The following is a 21,546-nucleotide window of genomic DNA, read 5'->3' as shown; positions in this document are numbered from 1 at the left end:
CGTGTGTTTTTTTGCTTCTATTGAAGCCTTGATAGAACCAAGGGTACCACCACATGTAGTATAGAGCCCTTTTTATATTACGGAATAAAGCAAACTACATCTATACAGACCAAAAAAGCTGCCTTATATCGTTTAGATAATAAGGCAGCTTTTAACATTTAATTACTCCACAGAAAAAATATAAGAATAGATAGGTTGTTTCCCGTTATGAATTTCAATTTCTACATCTTCAAATGTAGCTTCAATATAAGCTTCCAATTGCTTTACTTCTTCCGCTTGCACATCTTCCCCATATAATATGGTTAAGATTTCATCATCTTCTTCGATCATTTCTTCTAGTAATAATTTAGCTGTTTCCAATTTGTCTGAATGAGTCGCTTTAATTTTACCATCTTCTATCCCCATAAAGTTCCCATTCTCGATTGTAATCCCGTCAATTTGCGTATCACGAACCGCATACGTAATTTGACCTGTTTTAACTTGCTTACTTGCCTCTAGCATTTGATCTTTATTCTCGTCTAATGTATTTTCCGGATGGAAAGCAAGTAACGCACTTATCCCTTGTGGAATTGTTTTTGTTGCAACAACAACGGCATTTGTATCAGCTAATTCCGCTGCTTGCTCTGCTGCCATCACGATATTTTTATTGTTCGGTAAGATAATAACATGCTTAGCATTTGCTTCTTTTATAGCTTCCGCAATATCCTGCGTGCTCGGATTCATTGTTTGTCCACCTTCAATAACAACAGAAGCTCCAAGGCTTTCAAAAAGTGCTTTTAAACCAGAACCCATCGCAACTGTGACGATTGCATTCTCCACTTTTTCTTTCGGTGCAGCTTTCTTCTCAGTTTTATCACCAACAATGGAAGTATGCTGTTCACGCATGTTCTCGATTTTCATATTAATCAAGCTACCGTACCGCTGTCCTATAGTCATCACATTTCCTGGATATTCCGCATGAATATGGACTTTTACGACATCATCATCTGAAACAACGAGTAATGAATCACCATGCTCACTTAACTCATTACGGAATGCTTCTTCGTCGAATGGTTTTTCATTTAATTTATCATCTTCAAACTTCACCATAAATTCCGTGCAATATCCGAATTCTATTTCAGATGTATCCATAAAATCTTGCGCTATTTTATGGTGCTCTGCATTTACCATGTCTTGCATTCCTACCGTGTCAATGCTTTCAGGTAGCTCTTCCCCTTTTAAAGCAGCTAAAAAGCCTTCATAAATCGTTACGAGGCCTTGTCCGCCAGAGTCAACTACTCCTACTTCTTTTAAAACAGGTAAAAGATCTGGTGTACGTTTTAGGGATGCTTTTGCTTCTTTCAATACTTTTTCCATCAAATCGATGATATCTTTTGCTTTAGAAGCTTCTTGAACCGCCTTCGCTGCCGCATCCTTTGCTACAGTTAAGATTGTACCCTCCACTGGCTTCATAACCGCTTTATATGCTGTTTTAACACCACTATCAAAGGCAACAGCAAGATCTTCAGGTGTAATGGCTGATTTTTGTTCCATCCCTTTAGCAAATCCTCTAAAAATTTGGGATAAAATAACACCTGAATTTCCTCGCGCTCCCATGAGTAGCCCTTTAGAGAATGCTTGAGCCACTTCGGATATGTTTGTCGTGTTAAGCTGTTTAACCTCATTTGCACCTGAAGTCATTGAGAGATTCATGTTTGTTCCTGTATCGCCGTCGGGTACTGGAAAAACATTAAGTGCATTTATTTTTTCGGCATTGTTGGATAAATGGTGTGCTCCTAAACGTACCATTTGCGAAAACATCATGCCATCTAAATTGTCAATCGTCACTATACTTCCTCCTCCAAAACAATACTACGTTTAATCCTTAGAAACACGTACTCCTTGTATGAAAATATTTACGGAGTCAATTTGCAACCCTAAGGATTTATTTAATATGTACTTTACCTGTGATTGCACATTATGTGCCACTTCAGATATTTTTGTTCCATAGCTCACAATTATATACATATCAATATGGAGATGATTGTCTTCTTGTCTCACAATCACTCCTCGAGAAAAGTTTTCCTTCCGAAGGATCTCTGCAATTCCATCTCTAATTTGACTTTTTGATGCCATTCCTACAATGCCGTAACATTCAACTGCAGCACCACCAGCGATAGTTGCAATCACTTCATTCGTAATGGTCACGTGACCATCATTTGTATTCAACTCTATGGACATATTAATCCTCCTTCATTACTTTAATCATAATCATATTTTACTACATGCATGGATTTTTTAAAAGCAGACCTATCTCCACAAAAAATGTGACCATGATCTTGAATAAAATTATGGGACGATTTTATTCATAGATGGTCTCCTATATCAATTAAGTGTATCTATGATTTCGTCTCACATTTAATTAGTTTTTGCCCCTTATAACAATGAACGAATATTTTTGTTCTGTCAAGAGATTTTTCTTTATAGAAATATTGCATTATACAATGACTTATGGTAAATTGAATAAGTATTAATTGACACAGGTATGAGTAGGAGGGATTAACATGGCAAGAAAATGTGTTGTAACCGGTCGTCAAACACGCAGTGGAAACCAACGTTCCCACGCTATGAATTCCAACAAGCGTAATTGGAAAGCTAACGTACAAAAAGTTCGTATTATGGTAGATGGAAAACCAAAACGCGTATATGTTTCTGCACGCGCCTTAAAATCTGGCAAAGTAGAACGCGTATAATTATATACAACTATCATTCGTTATGAACAGAAGCACCCACTTGTTGGGTGCTTTTTTCATTTTCTATCGATTTGGCTTGATGTTAAATATAGTGTCCTCTGTTATATAGAGGTCTACTGTGTACAACGAATTTTATCATGGATTTACTCGGATAAAAGTTAATTGTAGGTTACTCGAACTCTTGTTACACAAGTAACGTCAGAGATAGGAGTGATAAATTTATCTTTGGGCTTGAAGCCTTTAGACAAGAAATACATCACCACATTTGCCAAAGAACCATCTATATTTACGTTAATTATAAAGCTTGTTTACAGCGTATAAAAAAAGCTTCTGTCAACCAATAATTGACAAAAGCAACTTCTGACTATTTCTCTTTTTTAAAAACACCGATCACGATTCGAACAAAGCCTCCGATAAATCTTGGAAGTTTAATAGTATAAAATTTCATGAGTTCGACCTCCTCATTTTGCAAAAAGCTTACATTGGAATCGTAACAAATTAGGAATCACGACTCTTTACTAGTATTAATATGCCTTCAGTGTATGAAAAAGTACCACTATTTGAAATAAGCTTATTTGAAATACATCGTGTCGAACCCAATGAAATCGTCGCAGCTTTTAATGGATAATAAAACCCTTGTAATGTTAAACCTGTTACCGAATTGGTTAGCGGAAGAAAAGAAATATTTGGATATCTTCCATTTTCCTGCACAGTATACGATCCCGGCTTTGTAACTTCTAATTCATTTAAATTATCCACTATAATTCCACGAATCCCTTTTTCTAGAAGTAGATATAAAGCTTGGACATTCACTAAGGTATGATCTAGGCGACCACCGGTTACAGCAAACAAATATACTTTTTGAGGATTTAATTCGATTGCTTTATTTAACGCAATTTCAAGGTCTGTTTCATCCTTTTCGTCTGGATACGCTTTATAATTAGAAGCATGCTTTTCTATTAGATTCTTTTGTAACTTATCAACTGAATCAAAGTCACCTAATGCATAATCCAGCTTCATACCTGCCTCAATTATATAGGTTGCTCCAAGATCGGCTCCAATCCAAATGTCTACTTCTCCGCTATAATCGGTCAAATCTGGCAATGCATCCCTCGGTCCATTTGCTACAATTGCAACACATACCATCTATTTAACCCTTTGTTGACTCTATAATTGATTGAATTGCTTCTTGACGGTCTGTTTTATTAAAAATAGCACTTCCTGCAACTAACACATCTGCTCCTGCATCGGTACACCATTTTGCTGTTTCTGTATTTACACCACCGTCTACTTCTATCTCAAACGTTAGATTTCGTTCTTTTCTCCACTTAGCAACTTGTTTTATTTTTTCTGCCGCTTCATAAATAAAGGACTGTCCTCCGAATCCAGGGTTAACTGTCATAATTAATACTAAATCCACATTTGGAAGAACATCGCGAATCATTTCAATGGGTGTCCCTGGATTAATGGTTACACCAGCTTTTACGCCAGCATTTTTAATCATTTCAATTGTTCGGTGTAAATGGACACAGGCTTCTTGATGAACTGTAATGATTGAAGCGCCAGCATCAGCAAATGCCTGAATATATTGATCTGGGTTTTGGATCATTAAATGAACATCTAAAGGAAGGGATGTAATCGGCTTTATTGCATCGACAATTAATGGTCCAATTGTAATATTTGGTACAAAATTACCGTCCATTACGTCTACATGGATGTAATCCGCACCTCCTGCCTCTACATCTTTTATTTCCTCTCCTAGCTTGGCAAAATCAGCTGATAAAATAGATGGTGCAATTTTCGTCATCGTTAATACCTCGGCTTTCTTAATTGGATTTCTTCATAAAAGCGAACATAATGATCATAGCGATAATTCATAATGTCCCCTTTTTCTACAGCTTCTTTTACTGCACATTTTGGCTCATTAATATGCATACAGCCACGAAATTTACAAGCATGCTGACGTTCTCTAAACTCTGGAAAGCATGTGGCGAGTATGTCCAGTTCTATTTCTTGAAAATCTAACGAACTAAATCCAGGTGTATCCGCAATGAGTCCACCATTTATTTCTACTAATTCCACATGGCGTGTTGTATGCTTTCCTCTTCCTAGGCTTTTTGATATTTCTCCTGTTTCAAGGGTTAAGGATGGCTGCAGTGCATTTAATAAGGATGATTTCCCAACACCTGATTGTCCAGCAAATACCGTTACACGTTCCTTAAAGTAATGCTTTATTGCTTCAACATCTTCCGTGCTTTTTGTGGAAATAAACTCGATCGGATAACCAATTTGTTCATACTCACGCTTGAATTTCTCCATGCTGACCATGTCTTTATCTGTCAGCTTATCCTTTTTTGTTATAAAAATAATTGGTTTAATTTCTTTTGCTTCAATCAATACTAAAAAGCGATCGAGCAGAACCGTACTAAACACTGGTTCTGCTGCTGAGCTAATAATGACAGCCTGATCAACATTGGCAATTGGTGGACGAACCAATTCATTTTTTCGTTGTTTAATTTCTGTAATGTATCCTTCTCGATGATCATTTATATCATATACGACAAAGTCTCCGACTAAAGGAGTTATCTTTTTATTACGGAAAACACCTCTCCCTTTACACGAAATGATCTCTTGGCCTGTTTTCACATAATAAAATCCGCTCAGTGCCTTCATTATCCTGCCTTCTGGCATTTATTCACCCTCTTCGTATGCTACAGTTTTGTTAAGGACTACTTCACCATCACGTATCACTTTGTATTCCCCATTCGAGTCTGGTGCAATCATTAACTTAATCGTATACTCCTTGTCCTTCGTAATCTCATCTTCTTTGTAAACTTCCGATATTTGATTATTCATATCTCCGATGTATATTTGAACCGTTTGAGGTGTTGGCTTTTCATCATCTTCTGCCTCTTCTTCTGGATTATAAGGAACCGTAAATGTAATCGAATGCGTTGATGGTGGTTTTTCTTCTGGACCAATGGAAATGTATACATCTACCGTTGCACCTTTCTCCAATGCAGTGTTTGCAGAAGGCTTTTGTCGGATAACTTGTCCTTTAGGAACGGTATCAGAGTTCTCTTCAATTTCATTCATCTTAAGACCCTGATCAGCTAAATATTCCTTTACCTCATCACGTGACATTCCACGTAAATTATTTAAGCTAATCAATTCTGGACCACTGCTTATTTCAAAGATAACCTTTGTCTCCCCAGGAATTACTTCCGCATCTGGAGCGGGTTGAATTTGATTAATAATCTCACCTACTGGCTGATCCGAATGCTTTTCGTACGCAATTACTTCCTGGTAATTTTTTTCTTCTAGCATTCTTTTTACTTGATCAAAGTCCCGTCCTACATAATCTTCAAACGTTTCTTTTTCTTTTCCTTGGCTAACAAAAACCGTTACGGTATAATTTTCCTTCACCGATTTTCCTGCTTTTGGATCCGTTTTTACAACATAGCCTTCTTCAATTTCATCGGAATATATCATTTCTTGTTCTGCTTTTAAATTTAATTCTTCCAATGCATCAACAGCATCCTGATACTCCATTTCAGCAACATTTGGTATAACAACATCCTTCGGCTTTAACATACCTGGAACCAAGAAAAGTGCAGCAACAAGTGAAGCAAGTAAAACAAACAGAATAGTGAAGCTAATGATAAGCTTCTTTTTTCTTCGTTGCTTTTTATCTGGAACCGGTTTGGATTTCGATTTTGATTTTACTTTTTCTTTTCCCTTTTTATTTGCTTTTTTTGTATCTGCATTTGCTTGATGCACGATCGTATCTTGATGTGAATCCGATATTTGCGTTTCTGTAATAATCGGAATCGCCTTCGTCTCCTCTCCTAACTCATTAGGTGGAACATATTTTTCTTCATTAATACGACTTGGATCAAGTGCAGACTCTAGACTTGCTTCCATTTCGTATACCGTAGCGAATCGGTGAAATGGATCCTTTGCTGTTGATTTTAAAACAATATTTTCCACACTTTGTGGAATTTCAGGGTGAAACCTTCGAACAGAAGGGGTTTCGTTTTGCAAATGCATTAAAGCAATTGACACTGGGGATTGCCCAGAAAACGGCAGCCGTCCTGTTAACAGCTCATAAAAAACAATACCTAGTGAATAAATATCCGATTTTTTAGTTGCCATTCCACCTCTTGCTTGTTCCGGTGATAAATAATGAACAGAGCCTAGCACAGAATTAGTCTGTGTCAATGCAGTAGCACTCAATGCAATCGCGATTCCAAAATCTGTTACTTTTACTTGACCATATGTATTGATTAAAATATTTTGAGGCTTTATATCACGATGGACAATATCATTTTCATGTGCATGGGCAATAGCTGAGGTTATTTGCTTCATAATATCAATTGCTTCCATAACCTCCAATGGTCCATGACGGTGAATATATTCCTTTAAAGTCATCCCCTCTACATATTCCATAACCATATATAAAATATGATCTTCTTCTCCTACATCATAAATATTTACGATATTAGGGTGGGATAAGCTGGTTGCTGATTGTGCTTCTCTATCAAATCGAGCAATAAATTCTTCATCATTTGCAAATTCCAATCGCAATACCTTAATTGCTACATCTCTTTCAAGAATTATATCGGTCGCCAAATATACATTGGCCATCCCGCCTCCACCAATTGTTTCTTTAATTTGATAACGTTCTCCTAATAATCGACCGCTTAGCACGCTTCATCACCAGCTTTCTCTGATGAAATATGCTGAATCATCACAAGGGATACATTATCTTCCCCACCGCGTTCGTTTGCTAATTGAATCATTTGTTGTCCTGCCGTCTTTAAATCGGTTGCTTCTTGTATGAAAGTAAATAGTTCTTCATCTTCAACCTTATCCGTTAGTCCATCCGAGCATAATAATAGCTTGTCTCCTGATTCCCAACTAATTGATTGAATGTCCGAAGCAACCTGTTCTTCAGTACCTAACGCTTTCAAAACAATGTTTTTTCGCGGGTGATGCTGGGCATCTACCTTCGTAATTTGACCAGATCGAACAAGTTCATTTACGAGAGAGTGGTCTTCAGTAACTTGATTAAATCCGTGTTCATTGAGCACATAGCATCGACTGTCACCAATATGCGCAATTGTAAAAAACTCATTCGTACAAATCGCAATAACAATCGTTGTACCCATTCCTTTACATTCTTCGTTTTCGATTGAATGCTGGTAAATTGAATGGTTAATATCATTTAATGCATGAGATAGCCATTCTTCAGCCTTCTCCGGTGAGGTCAATTCTGATGTGGCTAGCCATTTTTGTTCCATTTGCTTTGTTGCCATTTGACTTGCAACATCTCCTGCACGATGGCCACCCATTCCATCAGCAATAACGGCCATTATTTGACCAGAGGCATTTTTGTATACACCTCCAGCATCTTCGTTATGGCGTCTAACCTGACCTGTATCTGTTAAAAACAGTCCTTCCATCATTCCACCCCATTAATCATAGGCTTTTATTTATATACAGTATTACACAAAAAGCACAATAAAAGAATTTTTTTATGTTTTTTTAATCTATAACGAATTAAAGCCATCTCTTCACGAGCGAAGTTCAGAATATATGACATCTACAAGTGGCGTGTTAATCTAGTTAAAAAGAAGCCATCCGTATTATACGTTTGTGGGAATATTTGTAAACCATATGGTGTTATTCCTTGGGACTCATTTAATATAGTGGGAAGCTCTTCAAAAAAATGTGCATCCACATTAAATTCAGGATTACTTGTAAGAAACGCTTTTATCACTTCTTCATTTTCTGTTGGATCCACAGTACATGTACTATAAATAAGACTACCTTTGTCTTTTAATAATGGTGCTACACTGTCTAAAATTTCACGTTGGATTTTAGCTAATTGAGCAATATCGTTTTCTGTTTTACTATATTTTATATCCGGCTTTCCTCGAACAACCCCTAGTCCTGAACAAGGCGCATCAACAAGGATGCGATCAAAACTTTCGGACGCATACATCGTATGTAGTTGTCTTGCATCAGCTTGCTTTGGCTCGATAATAGACAATTGAAGCTGCTCCATTTTTTGCTGGATTAGCTTGATCTTGCGTTGGTGTAAATCATGTGCATGAATTTCACCGCTGTTTTGCATTTTTTCTGCAAGGTGTGTTACTTTCCCGCCAGGTGCACTACAAGCATCAAGAACTTTCATGCCAGGTTCAGCTTGCATCATTTCACCAACAAGCATCGAACTTTGATCTTGAATGGTAACTTTCCCTGCTTTCCACAACGCTGATTTCATGATATTCCCTTTTTCAATTATGATTCCTTGCTCTGAGAAGTCAGATGGGCGAACTTCTATCCCCTCTTTTTGCAATATTGCCATTGCTTCATCACGATTAATTAGCAGGGGTTGAACGCGAATTGATACTGGTTTATGTGTTGTATTCGCTATACACATTGCTTTTGTAATTTCATAACCGTAATGTGTTATCCAACGTTGTACAAGCCATGTAGGATGACTCGTTTCCACGGCTATTCGTTCCACATCGTCTGAAATTAAATCAGTATTTGGTACGCCATTTCGCTGAATGTTTCGTAACACGCCATTAATCAAAGCTGCAATGCCACGATGCCCTCGTTGTTTGCCGATTTCTACTGCTTCATGGATGATGGCATGGTCTGGAATCTTATCTAAATAAACCATTTGATAGATCGACATACGAAGAAGCATCTGTACCCATGGCTGAAGCCTCTTTTTCCCTTTTATAAAATGCTGGATATAAAAGTCCAATGTTAGCTTTTGTTGTATGGTTCCGTAAACTATTTCAGTTAGTAAAGCCTCATCTTTTACAGGAATATGCTTTGATTTAATTTCATGATTAATTAATAAATGACTATATCCGTTGTCTTGATCGATTCGTAGTAAAAGATCTAATATTGTATTTCGAAGCAGATATTTTTCCACAATTACTCACCTAATATTTTTCCGATTTTAATTCGTTCACTGGATCCTAATAAATATTCCTTGACAGACATTCGTTTTTTTCCTGATGGTTGAATTTCTGTAATTCTCACAGCTTTTTTGTTACCGCATATTACCGTTAAACCTTCGTCATTTGGCTTAGCAACAATTTGCCCTGGTACACCTGAATATTCATTATTATCAACTTCTCCCCACCAAACTTTCATTGGTTGATTATCATATGTTGTAAACGCTACTGGCCATGGATGAAGTCCCCTAATTTGGTTATAAATCGAAGTGTTTGCTTTACTCCAGTCGATACGCTCTTGCTCACGCTTAATATTAGCTGCAAACGTTGCCTTTACATCATCTTGCTTCATGGGCTGAAGCTCACCATTAAATAGCTTCGGTAAGGTTTCTATTAATAATTGTGCCCCTGCTGTTGATAATTTATCATGCATCGATCCTACATGATCAGCTTGTTCAATTGGCACACGAACTTGCGTTAAGATATCACCTGCATCAAGATTCTCAACCATATACATTATGGTTATACCTGTCTCTTGTTTTCCTTGCATGATTGCATAATGGATTGGTGCTCCCCCACGTAATTCAGGTAATAACGAGGCATGAACATTAATACAACCAAATGCTGGTGCATCTAATAGACCTTTAGGAAGCAATTGTCCATATGCCGCAGTAACGATTAAATCTGGGTTATAATCAATAATTTCCTGGTATGCTTTCGTCAATTTTTCAGGCTGATAAATCGGAATACCATGCTGTTCTGCTTCTACCTTTACAGGAGGAGGAGTCAATATTTTTTTTCTTCCCTTTGGTCGATCAGGTTGTGTAACAACAAGTACTACTTCATATTCGGATTCTATTAGCGTTTTTAAAATTGGCACTGAAAAATCTGGTGTACCCATAAATACAATTCGTTTCAAGCAAATCCCTTCTTTCCTATAGCTTTACATGAGTTGATACGGCTGCATATCAACAGTTACTAGTAAATCTTCCTTGCGAATTTCTTCATCTAATTGGTCGATAATCTTTTTAATATATACGCGAAGCTTTGGTTCGTTTTTGTATTTTAACATGCATTGATAGCGATATCTATCCTTCATCTTTAAAATTGGAGATGGTGTTGGTCCAAGAACAACCGTATCTTTGTGCACGCATTGTACGAGCATCCTTGCTATTCGTTGTGTTACCTGAACAGCTTTCGCATGATTAGGATGAGAAACCGTTAATAACGTTAAATATACATAAGGTGGGTATTGGAATGTTCTTCTCATCTTCATTTCATGTTGAAAAAATTGCTCAAAATCATATTTACTCGCTAACATAATACTATAATGTTCAGGTGTATACGTCTGAACAATTACTTTCCCTGGCAATTCATGTCTACCTGCTCTCCCACTAACCTGTGTTAAAAGCTGAAAGGTTTTTTCAGAAGAACGAAAATCAGGTAAATGTAACATCGAATCAGCAGTTAATACACCTACCAATGTGACATTTTCAAAATCAAGTCCTTTTGCAATCATTTGCGTCCCGAGAAGAATGTCTGCTTCTTTGTTCGCAAATTGTCGCAGCAACCGTTCATGTGCGCCTTTTCTACTTGTTGTATCGACATCCATACGTATAATGCGGGCTTCTGGAATAAGCTGTGTTAACGCTTCTTCCACACGCTGGGTCCCTGTTCCAAAATAGCGAATAGAATCACTCTCACAGGAAGGACAATTTGATGGCATTGGCTCCTCATAGGAGCAATAATGGCATTTTAATTGATTGCTCTGCTTATGAAACGTTAAAGCGATGTCACAATGGGGGCATTCTTTCACATGGCCACAATCTCTGCACATGACAAACGTGGAATAGCCGCGACGATTTAATAGAAGCACAATTTGTTCACCACGCGCCATTGTTGCTTCTACTTCTTCTTTGAGCGCTCTCGAAAACATGGTGCGATTTCCTGCATGAAGCTCATTTCGCATATCAATTATTTCTACCTCTGGCATCCCTTTATTATTTGTTCGTTTATTTAAGGTTAATAGCTTATAAACATGCTTCTTTGCACGTGCATAAGATTCTAGTGTCGGCGTGGCACTTCCTAAAATAACTGGACAATTATTCGTTTTTCCACGCTGAATTGCAACATCACGCGCATGATATCTTGGCTGATCTTCCTGCTTGTAGGTTGTCTCATGCTCTTCGTCAATAATAATAATGCCTATATTTTCAAACGGTGCAAAAATAGCCGAACGTGCTCCAACAACTACTTTTACTTCCTTCCGATAGATCTTTCGCCACTCATCATATTTTTCACCATTTGATAATGCACTATGCAACACAGCAACTTTTGATCCAAACCTTCCTTTAAAACGGTTAACCATCTGTGGTGTAAGTGATATTTCAGGAACAAGTACAATTGCTTCCTGCCCTTTTTCTAAAACATCTTGAATAGCTTGAAGATAAATCTCCGTTTTACCACTCCCGGTAATTCCGTGCAGTAAAAATATATCGTGCTTTCCTTGCTCAATCTGCTTTTTAATCGGCTTAATTGCTTTTGCTTGCTGCTCAGTTAATGGTAATGGCGCTGTTTGTGGAAAAGAAGAATCGTCATATGGATTTCGGTACACCTCTTGCTTATATGTTTTTAGTAATGATTTCTGAACTAAGGTTCTAATAGTAGAATGACTTGTATAAAACTGCTTTAATAAAGCGGATTGTTCCACTGCTTCCGAATGATTAATAAAGAAACGAATAATATCTCGTTGTTTTTTTGCAGACGTCGGTAAATCCAATAATGCTTCTTCTAGTAAATAAAGCTCCTTTGCAGGTGACACCATTGTAATTTGTTTCTTCGTAATTCTAGATTTTACAATGTATTCAAGCTCAATTTCTCCAGTCTCTATTACTTTTCTCAATAAGCGATAAGGAACCTTAGCAGCGACAAATTCTGCGTATGCTAATCGATCGCGTCCCTGAAATAGAATTTCTAATTGATCTGGTAACCGCTCCGTTGTCATACGAACGAGCTCTTTATCATAGTTTGCTTTTAACACTTGTGGAAGCATTGCTTGATAAGCAGTAATATAAAAGCTTAATGTTTCATTAGCAAGCCACTTACCAAGTTTAAGCAATTCATCGGTTAACACAGGAGTAATATCAAGCACGTCAACGATTTCTTTTAATTTATCAAAATGAGAGGAATCTGCTTTTCCTACAACAAACCCCATGACCTTCCGCGAACCGAACGGTATAATAACACGCATTCCAACTTCTAGCACTTCTTGGAAACGAGTTGGAACGAGGTAGTCAAATGTTTGATTTACCTGGCGGCTCGGAACGTCAACAATCACTTTTGCAATATCCACTATGCTTCATCCTTCATATCTTGTTCAATCAATAGTAATAGCTGTTCCGCAATCTTTTGTTTCGTCGCTAGTGGAAGCTGTTTTTCCGAGCCTTTTTTGTTTAGATAGGTTACGGTATTCGTATCGCCTTCAAATCCAGCTCCTTTTATCGCAACATTGTTAATAACAATCGCATCTAACTTTTTTTTCAATAGCTTTTTCCGTCCATATTCGATAGGATGTGCTGTTTCTGCAGCAAATCCTACTAGAAATTGATCTGTTTTCCTTTGGCCAAGCGTAGCTAAGATATCTTTTGTCCGTTCCATTTCAATTTGCCATTCGCCAGCCTTTTTTTTCATTTTATCGTCATAAACAAGCTTTGGTCTGTAATCTGCAACAGCAGCAGACTTGATTACAATATCATGTGTATCAAAATGGGCTAAAACAGCGTCATACATCTCTTCGGCTGTAACAATATCTATTCGTTTAATTTGTTTATGCTGGATTGATAGTGTAACAGGCCCCGTAATCAACGTAACTTCTGCCCCCATTGAAGCTGCTGCCTCTGCCAATGCAAATCCCATTTTTCCGGAAGAGCGATTCGTAAAAAAGCGCACTGGATCAATTTTTTCTCTTGTAGGACCTGCAGTAATAAGTACTTTTTTCCCTACGAGCTTTTGCTGGATTTGCTGGTGCGATTGAATTACTTTAATAATCTGTTCTGGCTCCTCAAGTCTTCCTTTTCCTATCCATCCACATGCAAGATAGCCTGCACCTGGTTCAATAAAGTGACAGTCCCTTTGAACTAGTAGCTGCATATTATGCATCACCGCTGGATGCTGATACATATTTACATTCATTGCCGGGGCAATGTAAATAGGTGCTTGTGTAGCTAGTAATGTAGTAGTTAACATATCATCCGCAATTCCATTGGCCAGCTTTGCAATTATATTTGCCGTTGCTGGAGCAATAATAACGAGATCTGCCCAATCCGCAACATCAATATGCGCAATGACCTTAGGATCTTGTTCATCAAATGTATCTGTATAAACACGGTTTCGAGATAATGCTTGAAAGGTAAGAGGAGAAACAAATTCACATGCACTTTTTGTCATGACCACTCGTACATTTGCGCCTTGCTGCGTTAGCTTACTCGTAAGTGCACATGCCTTATATGCAGCAATTCCTCCTGTAACTCCTAATAATATGTTTTTATTAGCAACCATCTTATTCATCCTCTTTGTATTAATCTTTCTATCACTCTAGTTTAGTTATACCATATTTTGCATTACATTTGTCGGTTCTACTATTTGCTTTTGAGGGTTGTTTTACACGGTTTCATTCACTTTAACTAAAAAGAGAATACCCTCGCGAACTAATTATAAGCGAGGGTAATTGTCTCTTATTTATTTTCTTCTATTACTAATTTTCCAGCCAAAATTTCTTCTAGTGCCATACCTACAAATTTATGTGATTTGGGTGTTTCAATCATTAAGTTGTTTAACTCACGAATTTGTCTTGCACGTTTTGCAGATAAAGTTACCAGACTATATTTTGATTTAATTTTGTCCTGTAGTGCATCAATGGATGGTTCAAGCATCATTTTATTTCATCCTCCAATATTTTCTTATATTGTTTAGCAATTCGTTCCCGCTTTAAATGTTCACTTTGAATAATGGATTGTATTTTATGAACAGCTTGATTGACATCATCGTTCACGACAACATAATCATAAGCATCCATTAATTCAATTTCATTTCTTGCTTCTTTTAAACGATTTTTAACTAATTCATCTGATTCGGTCCCACGACTAACAATTCGATTTTTCAATTCCTCTAAGCTTGGAGGAAATAGAAAAATAAAGACTCCTTCAGGAAAGTTTTTCTTCACTTGTAATGCACCTTGCACTTCAATTTCTAAAAAAACATCGTACCCTGCCTGCAGCGTTTCCTCAACATATTCTCTTGGTGTGCCATAGTAATTATTTACGTATTGCGCATATTCCAGTAATTTGTTCTCGGCAACTAACTGTTCAAATTCTTCCTTTGATTTATAAAAATAATCTACACCGTCTACCTCGCCAGGGCGTTTATTACGAGTAGTCATAGAAATCGAGTATTTCAAATCTGTTTTCCGATCAAAAAGCTCCTTTCTGACCGTACCCTTTCCTACTCCAGATGGTCCAGATAAAACAAATAATATGCCTTTCTCTTCAATCAACGCGTTTCCTCCTAATAATGCTGATAACATCTAATTATAATTACTTTTTATCATCTAATCAATACTTTATGCTACTCATCGGAAATTTCATCATGGCTTAATACACGTTGTCCAACTGTTTCCGGCTGAACGGCAGATAATACAACATGATCACTATCTGTTATAATTACTGCTCTCGTACGTCTACCATACGTTGCATCCACCAATTTATTATTATCCCTAGCTACTGTAATAATCCGTTTAATTGGCGCTGATTCTGGTGAAACAATGGAAATAACCCGGTTAGCAGATACAACATTACCAAAACCTATATTTACTAATTGTAAGCCCACACTTTTTCCCCCTTACTTCACTAACTCTCTTTAATTTAATAATATCATCCATTATATGGGAACTAGTTATTAAAATACAACGTTTTACTCGATATTTTGAACTTGTTCTTTAATTTTCTCTAAAATTGTTTTTAAGTTTACTGTCCATTCGCCAATTTGACTATCCGATGATTTCGACCCAATCGTATTAATTTCCCGGTGCATTTCTTGAACGATAAAATCAAGTTTTCTTCCGATTGCTTCTGCTTGATGCATCGTTTCTTTAAACAATTCAGTATGGCTCCTCAAGCGAGTGATTTCTTCTGTTATATCGCCTTTTTCAGCGAGTAAGGAAATTTCTTGATAAATACGATGATCTTCAATTTTTTCCTGGTAATTTTCTAAGTGTTCATGGAGACGTTCTAATATGCGTGCACGATATTCGGAAATAACCTGTGCTCTGCGCTCTTCTATTAATAATACCATATTTTGAACGGTTTTTATTCTATCTGTTAAATCTTTCGCTAAAAAGGCACCTTCTTCTTTTCTCATCTCAAATACTTTTAGCACTGCTCGCTCTGTACTCTTAAGCACATGTCCTATCAATTCATGCGGTTGCTGTTCCTTTTCATGTATCGTTATAATCTCTGGTAATGCAGTAAGCATAGCTATGGGAATATCCCCTGATAATTGATACCTTTCCTTAGCTTGCTTAAGCTCATTCATATATTCATCAAGCAAAGCCCAATCTGTTGTAAGTGTTCGACTGACAAAACCAGTCCCTTCTATGCTAATAAACACTTCAATTCGACCACGGTGAAACGTCTTCGCAATAATACGCTTTATTTTTTCTTCTAAGAATAGCAAGGAACGAGGAAGCTTCAATACGACATCTAGAAAACGATGATTTATACTTTTAATTTCCACATTAATGGTATTATTTTCTATTGTAATTTGATCTCTTCCATAGCCTGTCATACTGTTCGTCATAAAAATCACATCCATTTTATGTATAGACTCATTATACCAATGAAATTCCATGAACAAAAGTGACCATAATTTTTTACCTGAATACGTTACGAGCAACGATGGCAAAAGATCCTTCCCCATAAAAGCAGAAGAGGATAACAGCCTCAACAACTCGATAAGTAATTTATTCGAATGAAAACATAAAAAAATAAGTCTGAATATATTCAGACTTATTTTAGTGAAGAAGCCGCTTTTTGCTTTCGAGGAAGTTGAAGTGCTGCCCACGAAAAGCGAAGAGTATTAGGCTAGAACGTAAATCGCACAATCGCTTTTTTGAATGAAAAAAATCTTGTCCCAGCGTCATTTCATTTATTTTTTTGTGAATCCAAACAAAAATGTTGGTATCGCACTTAATCCGAGTATGAGCAACCAATCACGCCCACTTAAGAAAGTCGTATGGAAAATAGGTTGTAATGGTTGCCAGTAAATCACGATAAGCAATAAAATAATGGAAGACAGCACAGATAAGACGAGATACATATTCTCAAATGGATTTCGATCAAAAATAGACTGCTCACAACGACAATCAAATACATGAATCAATTGCGCCATGACAAGTGTTGCAAAAGCCACTGTTTGCCCATGCACTAAGTGGGCAGAATGATCATACGTAAGTATGAATGCAATTAATGTAATAATCCCGATTACAATTCCTCTACTAACAATTTTAAAGCCAAGTCCTCTGGAGAATACACCTTCTCTAGGATTTCTAGGACCTCTTCTCATAACATCCTTTTCTGCCTGATCTAATCCCAATGCCATTGCCGGTAATCCGTCAGTTACAAGGTTAACCCATAATATCTGCACAGGTACTAAAGGTAATGGTAGTGCCAAAAGCATAGCAAACAGCATGACCAGTATTTCTCCAACATTTGATGCTAATAAATATCGGATAAATTTTCGGATATTCTCATAAATATTACGCCCTTCATTAATAGCAGCTTTTATCGTGGCAAAGTTATCATCCATTAAAATAAGTGATGATGCTTCTTTTGTTACATCTGTTCCACTAATCCCCATGCTTATTCCAATATCACTTGCCTTAATCGCCGGTGCATCATTAATCCCATCTCCTGTCATGGCAACGACATGTCCTTTTGCTTGAAATGCTTGGACAATTTTAAGCTTATGGGCAGGAGTTACACGTGCAAAAACATATACATCATCAATAACCGCTTCTAGCTCATCTACTGACATTCGATTTAACTGTTGCCCATCAATAACCTTCCCGTCATTTGGAAGCAAGTTTAAATTCTCAGCAATTGCCTTTGCTGTTTTAGCATGATCTCCTGTAATCATTACCGTTTTTATCCCAGCGGCCTGACACTCGGCTATAGCCCCTTTTACTTCTTTTCTAGGCGGATCCATCATTCCAAATAATCCAATAAAGGTCATATCTTTTTCTAAAAAGTCAGCATCTAAGGAAGCGTTCTTAGAAAGAGGCTTCATGCTAATCGCAATCGTCCGTAACGCTTTTTCAGCCATATGATCAATTGCTGCTTCAATATTCGTTTTATTAGCATGCTTTAATAACGTTCGCCCATTTGCTTCCATCACATACGATGACCGTGGTAGTAATACTTCAGGTGCTCCTTTTGTAATAAGAAAACGTCGCTTGTTCTCATCCTCTAAAATAATACTCATTCGTTTACGGTCAGAGTCAAAAGGAATCTCTTTAATAATTCGAAATGACTCTGCTAATTCCATCGATAATCCAAGTTTTCTAGCAGCAACGATTAAAGCTCCATCAGTTGGATCACCGTCTACATAATATTTTCCTTTGCGAACGAATAAAGAAGCATTATTACAAAGCATTCCATACAAAAGCATCATTTCCAAATTAGGAAAGTGTCGATCTATCTTACGCTCCTGTACATAATAATCACCAATTACATCATATCCATCACCAGTTACAGAAAGATTTTTTCCATTTAAGAACAACGATTTTACGGTCATCTGGTTTTCCGTCATTGTTCCTGTTTTATCCGAGCAAATAACTGATGCACAGCCGAGTGTTTCTACTGCTGAAAGCTTTCTTACGATAGCGCGCTTTCGAATCATTCGCTGTACACCTAGTGATAAGGCAACCGTCACAATTGCTGGCAGACCTTCTGGAATAGCGGCTACAGCTAATGAAACCCCTGCAAGAAACATTTGATATACTGGATGTCCTTGATAAATTCCAACGATGACTACGAGCAATGTAAGCATTAATGCTACAAAAATTAATATTTTCCCTAGCTCTGCTAGCTTTCGCTCCAACGGTGTTGGTACTTTTTTTGTACTGGCCATTAAGGAAGCAATTTGCCCCATTACGGTATGCATTCCTGTACCAACAACAATACCAATTGCATGACCTCGAGTAACCATCGTTCCTTTAAAGCCCATATTTAATTGATCCTGTGGGTCTAGGTCATCACTTGAAATAGCTGTTGCATGCTTGGCAACTGGTAGTGACTCACCGGTCAGTGCAGACTCTTCTGTTTCCATACCATTAGATTGAACAATACGAATGTCTGCTGGAATACGATCGCCACTGTATACCCGAACAACGTCGCCGGTAACTACATCCTTTGAAGCGATTTTTTCCCATTTCCCTTCACGAAGCACATTTGCCATAGGTGCAGATAATTCCTTGAGCTTTTCCAATGAATTTTCTGCTTTTTGCTCTTGAAAATATCCAATAAATCCATTAATTAGTACAATAACCATAATAGCAATGGCATCAATATATTCTCCGAGCATTCCTGCTATTAATGTTGCAGCGAGAAGCACGAGAACCATAAAATCTTGAAATTGCTTTAAAAAAATTAACCCTTTTGATACTTTTTTGCTGCCTTCTAATACATTAGGCCCAAATTCTTTTCGTCTTTTTTCTACTTGCTTTTGCGTTAGTCCCTTACTCGTTACTACATGAAGCTTTTGCTCTACCCGTTCAATATCAAGCTGATACCATTTTTTCACGATTCATTCCTCCAAGCGATAATCAAAACAGCATTAAATTCATAGCACAGATTTGCTTTATTCCATATCTATGCAGACTTGTCCTGAAACATGCTATAATTGCCTGAGAGGTGAAGTCATATGCCATTTGACGGTATCGTTACAAGAGCAGTAACTGAAGAATTAAAAAAACAACTAATTCCTGGAAAGATTACTAGAATCCATCAGCCAACAGACACAGAATTAACCCTTACTATACGAAGTCAAGGAACAAATCACACCCTATTATTTTCAATCCATCCAACCTATGCCAGATTCCATGTAACAAATGATAAATATATTAATCCAGAAACACCCTCCATGTTTTGCATGGTGCTTCGCAAATATTTGGCAGGTGCAATCATAGATTCAATTGATCAACTAGGATTAGAACGAATTATTACGTTTTCTATCCAAACTCGAAATGAAATTGGCGATATTGCCAATCACAAGCTAGTTTTAGAGTTGATGGGCAAGCATAGCAATATCATGCTAATTGATGAGGAGAAAAATCATATTTTAGATAGTATGAAGCACATTTCGCTGGCCAAAAATCGTCATCGGACAATTCTTCCTGGTGCTCAATATTTGCTTCCGCCAACACAAAACAAAGCAAATCCGCTGCTGATTCACGGGGAAGAGCTTATTCGTAAGCTTGATTTTAACGCTGGAATGCTGGATAAACAGATAGTCCAAACATTAGAGGGCTTTTCTCCAACGATTGCAAAAGAGATTATTGCCCGTTCCGAGCTAGGAAAGCCGGAAACATATGCTGAAAAGTTCTCAGAAATACAATCATTACTTCTGCAACATCACTATGAGCCTACGATATACAAAAACAAACGCGAAGATTTTCATGTCATTCCACTAACAGCGTTTCATGGTGAAAAGGTAACATTCGATACTGCAAACGAAATGCTTGATCAATTCTTTTCTGGAAAAGCCGAGCGGGATCGTGTAAAACAACAAGCGAAGGATTTATTTAAGTTTATTCGCAATGAAAAAGAAAAGAATGAACGCAAGCTAAAAAAACATAGACAAACGTTAAAGAAAGCGGAAAATGCGAACCAGTATCAAAAGATGGGAGAGCTTTTGACTGCTAATATGCATTTAGTTTCTATTGGAGATACAGAAGTAACGGTGATTGATTATTATGATCCGGATCAAATTGAGTTCACGATTCAGCTTCAACCGAATAAAACCCCAAGCGAAAATGCGCAAAGCTTTTTTAAAAAATACCAAAAACTGAAAACGTCGAGACAGGTAATCGAAATAGAAATAGAAAAAACGATTTCTGAAATCAACTATTTAGATCAATTATTACAGCAAATTGACGTTGCTAGTGAAGAAGATATTGAAGAAATAAGAGAAGAATTACGTGAAGAAGGATATTTGAAACACAAATCAAAGCAAAAAAAGAAGGCAAATAACCAACGCAAGCCGAAGCTAGAGACCTACGAATCCTCTGATGGAACATTGATTCTCGTTGGGAAAAACAACAAACAGAATGAGTATTTAACAACAAAATTAGCCTTTCGTGATGAGATATGGTTGCATACGAAAGATATACCAGGCTCCCATGTTGTTATTCGCTCAAAGGACCCTTCTGAAACGACCATTATAGAAGCTGCTAAATTAGCTGCCTACTTTAGTAAATCGCGAAGCTCATCTTCAGTGCCAGTCGATTACACGAAGGTAAGACATGTCAAAAAACCAAATGGAGCCAAGCCTGGCTATGTAACGTATGAGCAGCAAAAAACCGTTTTTGTTACACCTGAAACATCTATTCTTGCTTTAAAAAAATAAAGAAAAGGATTTGTAAAAAAAGGGCTAATCGTGATGTGAACCCCTAGAGTTAGACCAAAAAATCTAACTCTAGGGGTGTTTTAGTATGGCAAAGTATGACTTGGCTTTTAAGCTAGCGGTGGTACAAGCTTATTTAGCAGGAGAAGGAGGTTATT

At 37.2% G+C, this 21,546-nt stretch carries 19 protein-coding genes; 2 read left to right on the top strand and 17 right to left on the bottom strand.

All coding sequences use genetic code 11. From position 1 onward, the window contains the following. Nucleotides 1–162: 162 nt before the first annotated feature. Nucleotides 163–1,827, bottom strand: coding sequence for a DAK2 domain-containing protein (locus QBK89_RS04905; protein ID WP_284139910.1), 1,665 nt, complete (start codon nt 1,825–1,827; stop codon nt 163–165). Nucleotides 1,828–1,857: 30 nt separating this feature from the next. Beyond that, a complete protein-coding gene (locus QBK89_RS04900) occupies nt 1,858–2,220 on the bottom strand; it encodes an Asp23/Gls24 family envelope stress response protein (RefSeq protein WP_284139909.1) in 363 nt (120 codons plus the stop codon). Between the two features lie 323 nt (nt 2,221–2,543). Between QBK89_RS04900 and rpmB the strand changes: the two genes are divergently transcribed. Continuing rightward, complete coding sequence (rpmB, locus tag QBK89_RS04895; RefSeq protein ID WP_088050134.1) at nt 2,544–2,732, top strand: 50S ribosomal protein L28; 189 nt, start codon at nt 2,544–2,546, stop codon at nt 2,730–2,732. A 364-nt stretch (nt 2,733–3,096) separates the two neighbouring features. Here the strand turns inward: rpmB and spoVM are convergent, their stop codons facing one another. The 15 genes from spoVM to QBK89_RS04820 form a co-directional block, all read right to left on the bottom strand. Continuing rightward, nucleotides 3,097–3,180 (bottom strand): stage V sporulation protein SpoVM, encoded by an 84-nt coding sequence (gene spoVM / locus QBK89_RS04890; protein WP_284140114.1) that lies wholly within the window; start codon nt 3,178–3,180, stop codon nt 3,097–3,099. A 50-nt stretch (nt 3,181–3,230) separates the two neighbouring features. Further along, entirely contained in the window at nt 3,231–3,878 is a 648-nt protein-coding gene (locus QBK89_RS04885) for a thiamine diphosphokinase (RefSeq protein WP_284139908.1), read from the bottom strand. 4 nt (nt 3,879–3,882) lie between these two features. Then, the gene (gene rpe / locus QBK89_RS04880; RefSeq protein WP_284139907.1) at nt 3,883–4,539 is read right to left on the bottom strand and encodes a ribulose-phosphate 3-epimerase; all 657 of its coding nucleotides are present in this window, start codon (nt 4,537–4,539) and stop codon (nt 3,883–3,885) included. 2 nt (nt 4,540–4,541) lie between these two features. Beyond that, the gene (gene rsgA / locus QBK89_RS04875) at nt 4,542–5,423 is read right to left on the bottom strand and encodes a ribosome small subunit-dependent GTPase A (RefSeq protein ID WP_284139906.1); all 882 of its coding nucleotides are present in this window, start codon (nt 5,421–5,423) and stop codon (nt 4,542–4,544) included. Beyond that, nucleotides 5,424–7,442: a Stk1 family PASTA domain-containing Ser/Thr kinase gene (pknB, locus tag QBK89_RS04870; protein WP_284139905.1), complete on the bottom strand. Its 2,019-nt coding sequence runs from the start codon at nt 7,440–7,442 to the stop codon at nt 5,424–5,426. It abuts the gene before it with no gap. Next, nucleotides 7,436–8,197, bottom strand: coding sequence for a Stp1/IreP family PP2C-type Ser/Thr phosphatase (locus QBK89_RS04865; RefSeq protein ID WP_284140113.1), 762 nt, complete (start codon nt 8,195–8,197; stop codon nt 7,436–7,438). Before QBK89_RS04865 ends, pknB begins: the two co-directional genes overlap by 7 nt. Nucleotides 8,198–8,337: 140 nt before the next feature. After that, nucleotides 8,338–9,687 carry a 16S rRNA (cytosine(967)-C(5))-methyltransferase RsmB gene (rsmB, locus tag QBK89_RS04860; RefSeq protein ID WP_284139904.1) on the bottom strand — a complete coding sequence of 450 codons (1,350 nt, stop codon included), beginning with the start codon at nt 9,685–9,687 and terminating at the stop codon, nt 8,338–8,340. Nucleotides 9,688–9,689: 2 nt separating this feature from the next. After that, nucleotides 9,690–10,631, bottom strand: a complete 942-nt coding sequence (gene fmt / locus QBK89_RS04855; RefSeq protein WP_284139903.1) for a methionyl-tRNA formyltransferase — start codon at nt 10,629–10,631, stop codon at nt 9,690–9,692. Nucleotides 10,632–10,655: 24 nt separating this feature from the next. Further along, nucleotides 10,656–13,064, bottom strand: a complete 2,409-nt coding sequence (priA, locus tag QBK89_RS04850; RefSeq protein ID WP_284139902.1) for a primosomal protein N' — start codon at nt 13,062–13,064, stop codon at nt 10,656–10,658. Next, on the bottom strand, nt 13,064–14,269 hold the full coding sequence (gene coaBC, locus QBK89_RS04845) for a bifunctional phosphopantothenoylcysteine decarboxylase/phosphopantothenate--cysteine ligase CoaBC (protein ID WP_284139901.1): 1,206 nt from the start codon (nt 14,267–14,269) through the stop codon (nt 13,064–13,066). Before coaBC ends, priA begins: the two co-directional genes overlap by 1 nt. 176 nt (nt 14,270–14,445) lie before the next feature. Continuing rightward, the gene (rpoZ, locus tag QBK89_RS04840; protein ID WP_284139900.1) at nt 14,446–14,646 is read right to left on the bottom strand and encodes a DNA-directed RNA polymerase subunit omega; all 201 of its coding nucleotides are present in this window, start codon (nt 14,644–14,646) and stop codon (nt 14,446–14,448) included. Next, nucleotides 14,643–15,263 (bottom strand): guanylate kinase, encoded by a 621-nt coding sequence (gene gmk, locus QBK89_RS04835; protein WP_284139899.1) that lies wholly within the window; start codon nt 15,261–15,263, stop codon nt 14,643–14,645. The genes rpoZ and gmk overlap by 4 nt, the downstream gene beginning before the upstream one ends. A gap of 71 nt (nt 15,264–15,334) precedes the next feature. Next, on the bottom strand, nt 15,335–15,595 hold the full coding sequence (gene remA, locus QBK89_RS04830) for an extracellular matrix/biofilm regulator RemA (RefSeq protein ID WP_284139898.1): 261 nt from the start codon (nt 15,593–15,595) through the stop codon (nt 15,335–15,337). 84 nt (nt 15,596–15,679) lie between these two features. Beyond that, the gene (locus QBK89_RS04825; RefSeq protein WP_284139897.1) at nt 15,680–16,564 is read right to left on the bottom strand and encodes a YicC/YloC family endoribonuclease; all 885 of its coding nucleotides are present in this window, start codon (nt 16,562–16,564) and stop codon (nt 15,680–15,682) included. A gap of 348 nt (nt 16,565–16,912) precedes the next feature. Beyond that, a complete protein-coding gene (locus QBK89_RS04820; RefSeq protein WP_284139896.1) occupies nt 16,913–19,567 on the bottom strand; it encodes a calcium-translocating P-type ATPase, SERCA-type in 2,655 nt (884 codons plus the stop codon). Nucleotides 19,568–19,687: 120 nt separating this feature from the next. On the opposite strand from QBK89_RS04820, the gene QBK89_RS04815 reads away from it, so the two are divergent. Then, the gene (locus QBK89_RS04815; RefSeq protein WP_284139895.1) at nt 19,688–21,391 is read left to right on the top strand and encodes an Rqc2 family fibronectin-binding protein; all 1,704 of its coding nucleotides are present in this window, start codon (nt 19,688–19,690) and stop codon (nt 21,389–21,391) included. Nucleotides 21,392–21,546 lie beyond the last annotated feature (155 nt).

This window comes from Virgibacillus sp. LDC-1 (assembly GCF_030137545.1).
Lineage (GTDB): Bacteria > Bacillota > Bacilli > Bacillales > Amphibacillaceae > LDC-1.
The sequence above is the reverse complement of the archived record's forward strand: the minus strand, read 5'-3'. Positions and strand labels throughout refer to the sequence as shown.

Bases quoted from the DNA above. Each gene is read 5' to 3' on its own strand.
- QBK89_RS04900 (WP_284139909.1), bottom strand. From the start codon at position 2,220: ATGTCCATAGAGTTGAATACAAATGATGGTCACGTGACCATTACGAAT.
- rpmB (WP_088050134.1), top strand. From the start codon at position 2,544: ATGGCAAGAAAATGTGTTGTAACCGGTCGTCAAACACGCAGTGGAAAC.
- spoVM (WP_284140114.1), bottom strand. From the start codon at position 3,180: ATGAAATTTTATACTATTAAACTTCCAAGATTTATCGGAGGCTTTGTT.
- QBK89_RS04885 (WP_284139908.1), bottom strand. From the start codon at position 3,878: ATGGTATGTGTTGCAATTGTAGCAAATGGACCGAGGGATGCATTGCCA.
- rpe (WP_284139907.1), bottom strand. From the start codon at position 4,539: ATGACGAAAATTGCACCATCTATTTTATCAGCTGATTTTGCCAAGCTA.
- rsgA (WP_284139906.1), bottom strand. From the start codon at position 5,423: ATGCCAGAAGGCAGGATAATGAAGGCACTGAGCGGATTTTATTATGTG.
- QBK89_RS04865 (WP_284140113.1), bottom strand. From the start codon at position 8,197: ATGGAAGGACTGTTTTTAACAGATACAGGTCAGGTTAGACGCCATAAC.
- coaBC (WP_284139901.1), bottom strand. From the start codon at position 14,269: ATGGTTGCTAATAAAAACATATTATTAGGAGTTACAGGAGGAATTGCT.
- rpoZ (WP_284139900.1), bottom strand. From the start codon at position 14,646: ATGATGCTTGAACCATCCATTGATGCACTACAGGACAAAATTAAATCA.
- QBK89_RS04825 (WP_284139897.1), bottom strand. From the start codon at position 16,564: ATGACGAACAGTATGACAGGCTATGGAAGAGATCAAATTACAATAGAA.
- QBK89_RS04815 (WP_284139895.1), top strand. From the start codon at position 19,688: ATGCCATTTGACGGTATCGTTACAAGAGCAGTAACTGAAGAATTAAAA.